Here is a 5479-nt window from a genome sequence, read left to right as displayed (position 1 = left end):
CACCAGTGCCGATTTTCCGCGTCCCCGGGCCTTAAGTTTTGACTTCGCGCCCGGTTTCCCCTTGCCAACGGTGCTGCCCGGTTCGGCACGAGCCTCGATCGTGCAAACCCCCACTAAAAGTACGGGACTAGCAGGGATTGTGCGTTTCGCCCATGCCCTATCGGCTACCCGTAACCTGGCGCTGGTTCTGGAGGGGGGAGAGCATATTTTTGCCTTTGATGCGGGGTTCACCCAACTCAATGCGGCCCATCAAGGGCTGGGGGTAAACTTTGCCGTTCAAACGTCCTGGTCGCCAGCGTTCCGAGGGGGCGATCGGGAGGTGGACTTGCCCGGTGGCGAGACGGCCTGGGTGCAGCGGATCGGGGGCGGAATGGAAACCTACTTCCCGATCAGCGCCAAAATCAATGGGGCGTTTGGGGTGGGCTATCAGCAGGTGTCGGTGCGACCGGATGCCTTTGGGAGTGGGGCGGTGTCCAGGGATGAGGAGGGCAACCGGGTAACCGTCGATGCCGATGGGATGGATGACGTGGTCACCCTGGATTTTGCCCTAGTGCGGGATAATCTCCACCAGGCTCAGTTCCCCCGCGAAGGATCGATGCTACGTGTCGGGGCCGATCAGGGGTTCACGATCGGTCAGGATAGTGTTACCTTCACGCGGCTGAATGCCCGCTATACCCAATACCTGCCAGTGGAATTTTTTGGCTTCCAACCAGGTCCCAAAACCTTTATTGTTGATGTGCAAGGGGGGACGATATTGGGGAATGTGCCACCCTATGAGGCCTTTAATTTGGGGGGCAGCAGTTCAGTACGCGGTTGGGATGGCGGCGGGATTAGTACGGGAAGTAGCTTTGTCCAGGGGGCAGTGGAATATCGGTTCCCCATGTTCGATCTCACGCTGTTCTCGCGGGAGTTTCCTATTCGCGGGGCGCTCTTTACAGAATTTGCGAGTGATTTAGGGACTGCTGATGAGGTGATCGGCAGGCCAGCCGAGGTACGGAACAAACCGGGTGATGGCTTTGGATTTGGGTTCGGCCTGCAAACAGAAACCCAATGGGGCCTGGGTCGCCTAGAGTTTGCCCTAACGAATGAAGGGGATACGTCGGTGATTGTGACGATCGGCGATCGGTTTTAACGGGTCCTAACCCCAATCCTTAAACCAAAAACCAAGCGGTGAGGACTCGTGTCCCTGCCGAAGCCGGGTTGCTTTCTGGGCCATGCCTGAGCGTTTTGGGTGTGACCGGGAAACGGCCCGCTTGGGTGGGAAATCATGGCTTACCTGAAAGCGCAGTCGATACCCACAGAAATACAGCACTGCCATACTGGATGAGGTACAGACCAGGGGCTTAAGCCCCTGGTTTACAAGGCGTGACCGTACTTCATTCGAGCGGGAACGGCTGTATAGCAATCCCAAATGGTTTGTGCAGGATGGTGGTAAAAGCTGCTAGCCTGCGCCCACCCCATGCATATCCATCACCTGAGAGGCTATATGAATGCTCCCGGCATAAAGTTTGATATCAGCACATGAGCCAATTCAGGTTAAATTACGGATTCCCACCCTTGCTAACACCGACACATGGATTGCCCTGACCCTAGCTTTACCGCCCACCCCGACCTTGCCCTCGCCTTCGCCTATCTCCAGGGGCAAACGGGCACGGCGGGCGATCTTCCCCGGCAACTCCCAGAAGTAGGGATTGGGGAACAACGGACGATCGCGCGCCTAGCGGGTCATGTCCTGGGAACAGCCGCCCACCTAGATGCGCCCACGAGCTTTGCCCACATGGACCCCCCTACCCCCTGGATTACCTGGGCCATGTCCCTCTGGAACGCCAGCCTGAATCAAAACCTGCTCCATGACATGACCGCCCCCTTTGCAACGCAGGCCGAGGCGATCGTCCTGGACTGGCTCACGCCCTACTTCGGCATGGCCGGGGGACACTTCTGTGCAGGTTCTACCCTGGCCAACCTCACGGGACTCTGGGCGGCTCGCGATGCGGCGGGGGTGCGCACCGTGGTCGCCTCGGAAGTGGCCCACCTGAGTATCGAAAAATCCTGTCGTTTACTAGGCCTGGACCTGATCCAGGTGCCGACCGATCGCCACGGACGCCTGGATGTCCAACACCTGCCCGCCCTCGCCGATGCCTGCCTCGTCCTCACGGCAGGAACCACGGCCACCGGCGCGATCGACCCCCTCTCCCTGGCGGGTACGGCTAAATGGACCCATGTCGATGCGGCCTGGGCTGGTCCACTGCGCCTCAGTCCCACCTACGCCGATCGCCTGAACGGGATCGAACACGCCGACTCGGTGAGCGTTTCCGCCCACAAGCTATTGTTTCAACCCAAGGATTCGGCCCTGATCCTTTTCCGGGATCTGGCCACCGCCAACGCCGCCATCAGCTTTGGGAGTGGCTATCTGGCCAAACCCAATATTGGTGTTCAGGGATCACGATCGGCGGCAGCGATTCCCCTGCTGGCGACGCTCCTGGCCTGGGGACGCTCGGGGTTGGCCAACCGTCTCGATCGCCTCATGGATGTTGCCGAGTACCTGGCTGATGCCATCACGGCCCACGATCGCCTGCAACTGTGGCACCGTCCCCAAACAGGCATTACCGTTTTCCGTCCGCTCGGGATAACCACCCCCGACTTCATTGCCCAGACCCCAGCGGGGATGCTCTCTACCTGTGTCCTGGGGGGTGAAACTTGGGCCAGAGCCGTCGCCGCGAATCCCTGTGTGGATCGCGATCGCATCGTGACGGCCATCGCAGCAGCGGTTGCCCGTGATCGCCAGGATAATTCTAAATAGTCAAAATACCGCTCAATATAGGAGCCAAACAAAATATGTTGCAAACTGGCGATCGGGTAACGTTCAGTTTTTGGGAAGCGGGCTGCATGATTTGGGTCGGTTCCCTGGATGCCTATGAGACATTTTGCCAAGCCTGGTTTCACAAGGAAGGCAATGTGATTAAAATTGACATCGACACCGTGCGGCAACTCATTCTCGATCGTCATGCCATTATGCCCATGAGCTTATATCAAGATGATGGCTATACAACCCAGGTGGTGTTGGGAGAATTAGACGAACGGCAACAAGAAGATTGGACGGCACGGGCAGCTTGGCAACTGCATTTACCCACCGGACAATTAGTCATCTCTGGTATTGTCGATGCTGACGTAGAAGTACCTGCCTTCACAGAGACCGATCCGCACGACACGCTACAACTTTATGTCGAGGTCCCGCCGGGACGATATACCGTTACCGTCTATGCCTATCCACCGGGCGATTTATCAACGGGCTGGGGGCAAATTGAAAACCCTCAACTCTTCGAGCCAACAGCCGGTATTGAACCGGAAAATCCCCTTGACTATTTCCAGCGTACTCGCCCCAGTGAACCCATGCCCGATTGGCTGGGTGAAGACTATGCCGCAACCGAGGCGGAACGCCAGCAGTATCACCAAGCCCTAGAGGAGGGCGATCGCTACCTCAACTTTGTCGTCCAATTGCTGCCGCTCGTCGTCCCGCCTCCAATCCCACAATTAGAGGCGGATGGCTGTTTAGCCTGGACGTTTCGTAAACCCCAACGATTTCCTTTGGGCATCCGTATTACCTAGCCTAGAGACAGGCTAGAGGGCTATCCCACTGGCACTTAGCCCAAATTGGCGTCGGTCACGGCTCCCTGGCTGCTGGATGAAACGAGCTTGGCGTACTTGGCCAGAACCCCACGGGTATAGCGAGGCGGAGGGGCTTGCCAGTTGGCCCGCCGTTGGGCCAGTTCCGCCTCGGACAGATTGATCTGTAACAGGCGTGCATTGGCATCGATCGTGATCGAGTCTCCCTCTTGGACTAGGGCGATCGTCCCCCCCACGGCAGCTTCTGGCGCCACATGGCCGACAACAAGGCCATAGGTCCCCCCGGAAAAGCGTCCATCGGTGATCAGGCCCACGGAATCCCCTAGGCCAGCGCCAATAATCGCCGAAGTGGGGGCCAGCATTTCCCGCATACCGGGTCCACCCTTGGGACCTTCATAGCGAACCACGATGACATCCCCGGCCTTGATCTGCCCAGCCAGAATTGCCTGCAAGCAGGTTTCCTCAGACTCAAACACCCGTGCCGGTCCCGTCATGCTAGGCTTCTTCACGCCAGAAATTTTCGCCACTGCGCCCTCGGTAGCCAGATTGCCTTTCAAAATCACCAGGTGGCCCTGGGGGTAGAGGGGATTGGACCAGGGGCGGATCACGTCCTGATTGGCTGGGGGTTCGGCGGGAATGTCAGCCAGTTGTTCGGCGATCGTTTTGCCCGTAATCGTCAGGGCGTCGCCGTGGAGCAGACCATTGGCGAGGAGCATTTTCATCACCTGGGGCACGCCACCAGCTTGGTGAAACTCGGTGGTAACGTAGCGGCCCGATGGCTTGAGGTCACAGAGGACGGGCACCCGATCGCGAATAGCGACAAAATCATCCAGGCTGAGGGGCACCTCCGCCGCATGGGCGATCGCCAGCAGGTGCAAAACCGCATTGGTGGAGCCACCCACGGCCATCACGACCGCGATCGCATTTTCAAATGCCTTGCGGGTCAGGAGTTGGCGGGGCCGAATTTGCTGCCGAATCGCCTCGACGAGGACCTTGGCGGATGCTTCTGTGCTATCGGCCTTTTCCTCATCTTCCGCCGCCATCGTAGAGGAATACATCAGGCTGATCCCCATCGTCTCAAAGATCGAAGACATCGTATTAGCCGTGTACATCCCGCCACAGGACCCGGCCCCTGGGCAGGCATTGCGCTCCACCCCCAACAGTTCCGCCTCGCTGATGTTCCCGGCACTGTATTGACCAACGGCTTCAAAGGCGCTGACGATCGTCAAATCCCGATCGTTGTAGCGTCCCGGCTTAATCGTGCCGCCGTAGACAAAGATCGCCGGGATATTCATGCGGGCAATGGCAATCATCGCCCCCGGCATATTTTTGTCACAGCCGCCGATCGCCAACACCCCATCCATACTTTGCCCATTGCAGACGGTTTCGATCGCGTCGGCGATCACCTCCCGCGACACCAGGGAATACTTCATCCCCTCCGTGCCCATCGAAATCCCGTCACTGATCGTAATCGTGCCAAAGACCTGGGGCATCGCGCCCGCCTGTTTAAGGCCCTTTTCGGCCCGCTTGGCTAAATCATCCAGGCCCACATTACAGGGCGTGATCGTGCTGTAGCCATTGGCAATCCCCACGATCGGCTTGCTGAAGTCATCGTCGCCAAAGCCCACGGCCCGGAGCATGGCGCGGTTGGGCGATCGTTGCACGCCCTGGGTAATGACCTGGCTTCTGAAATTGTCCGACATGATGCGTTCTCGTCTGCAAGTGCAAGTCTAAAAGTCTAATTGCGAGCAATCTAATTTGGCTGCGTTCTCATCCCCAGTGTCCGCTCGATCGGGGTGCGACCATGCAGATGTGACAGTTTTCTTTACATTGTCCCCACCCTCGCCTTCACCCC

The 5479-nt window shown here is 58.3% G+C and carries 4 protein-coding genes; 3 read left to right on the top strand and 1 reads right to left on the bottom strand.

The features are described 5' to 3' along the window. The 3 genes from ACWIUF_RS16565 to ACWIUF_RS16555 form a co-directional block, all read left to right on the top strand. Positions 1–1132: BamA/TamA family outer membrane protein (locus ACWIUF_RS16565; RefSeq protein WP_448573630.1), on the top strand; the 1132-nt coding region annotated here is incomplete at its 5' end. Between the two features lie 441 nt (positions 1133–1573). After that, positions 1574–2800 carry a pyridoxal phosphate-dependent decarboxylase family protein gene (locus tag ACWIUF_RS16560; protein WP_448573629.1) on the top strand — a complete coding sequence of 409 codons (1227 nt, stop codon included), beginning with the start codon at positions 1574–1576 and terminating at the stop codon, positions 2798–2800. Between the two features lie 35 nt (positions 2801–2835). Continuing rightward, on the top strand, positions 2836–3606 hold the full coding sequence (locus tag ACWIUF_RS16555; protein WP_448573628.1) for a hypothetical protein: 771 nt from the start codon (positions 2836–2838) through the stop codon (positions 3604–3606). Positions 3607–3641: 35 nt separating this feature from the next. Here ACWIUF_RS16555 and ilvD read toward each other — a convergent pair whose 3' ends face one another. Then, positions 3642–5327, bottom strand: a complete 1686-nt coding sequence (gene ilvD / locus ACWIUF_RS16550) for a dihydroxy-acid dehydratase (protein ID WP_448573627.1) — start codon at positions 5325–5327, stop codon at positions 3642–3644. Between the last annotated feature and the right edge of the window lie 152 nt (positions 5328–5479).

The organism is Trichothermofontia sp. (assembly GCF_053493415.1).
Note: the sequence above shows the minus strand (reverse complement) of the source record. Positions and strands in the feature narration are given on the sequence as shown.